The 1,113-nt window shown below is 45.7% G+C and carries 2 protein-coding genes; both read left to right on the top strand.

Going from position 1 to position 1,113, the window contains the following annotated elements:
• On the top strand, positions 1-564 hold a 564-nt coding region (locus R8O10_RS23930), incomplete at its 5' end, for a spore coat U domain-containing protein (RefSeq protein WP_318191787.1).
• 141 nt (positions 565-705) lie between these two features.
• The coding region (locus R8O10_RS23925; RefSeq protein WP_318191786.1) for a carbonic anhydrase family protein at positions 706-1,113 on the top strand (408 nt) is incomplete at its 3' end.

The following is a 1,113-nucleotide window of genomic DNA, read 5'->3' as shown; positions in this document are numbered from 1 at the left end:
TATGCTCGGACGGGAGCTGGAAGTAACCTTTCGGCCGGAATTTATACAGACCAAATTATGGCGTCTTGGAATTGGAATTACTGCAAGGGCGTAGGTCTACCAGGAGTATGTATTATTCGGAATGAGGGGAGTGCTCAAAGTACTATTACGGTCGAGTTGGAAGTGACTCCCGACTGTATGATAACCGCGCCGGATATTGATTTTGGTTCATCCCCATTGGTGGCGGGCTTCGATCCCGTTAGTCAGGTTATATCGTTAACTTGTACCAAGAACAGTTCCTTCACCATTGGTTTAAACGATGGCGTAAATGCTTCAGGAGGCCAACGAAGGATGGCATTTGATAGTAACTATTTGGAATATGAAATCTATAAGTCATCATCGACGGAGCGCTGGGGCTCGGCTGGTGCTGAGCGCCGCGAACAGAGCGATGTCGATACTGGCGATGCCATTCCAGATGGTATCACTCCACAGAACTACAATTATCGCGCGCAGATAATGACAAGCCAAAATACCCCTCCAGCGGGCACTTATACCGACTCAATAATCGTTGATGTTCAATTTTGAGCATCATATCAATTGCATGACTAGAGGAGTTGATTCCAAAGTTTGTTTGCAATCATAGTTTCCACTCTGTAACGACCGAATCCTGTGAGATTAGTATGGCTTTGCTTTTACAACACTTCACTTGAAGGGATAAGGAAAATCATGAAAAAGTCACTTACAGCGATTGGATTGTCTTTGGTATTCGTTGGTTCGGCCAACGCAGCAAACTGGGGTTACGAAGGAAGTCACGGACCAGAGCATTGGGGCGAGTTTGCTTCTGAATGTGCGCAAGGGAAAAACCAAAGCCCGATTGATATTCATGCGGCGACGCAAGCTGAATTAGCAAAACTGCAATTGGATTACCAAGGCAAAGTGGTTGCGCTAACAAACAATGGTCACACATTGCAAACCAGCATTGAGGGAGAGAATGTTCTGACCATTGATGGCAAAGCGTTTGCTTTAAAGCAGTTTCATTTCCACACACCATCTGAAAACCATGTCGACGGTAAATCTTACCCATTGGAAGCGCATTACGTTCATGCCGATGAGCAAGGCAATCTCGCAGTAGTG

Origin of the sequence: Vibrio sp. 1727 (genome assembly GCF_033344415.1) — a bacterium.
Lineage (GTDB): Bacteria > Pseudomonadota > Gammaproteobacteria > Enterobacterales > Vibrionaceae > Vibrio > Vibrio alginolyticus.
Note: the sequence above shows the minus strand (reverse complement) of the source record. Positions and strands in the feature narration are given on the sequence as shown.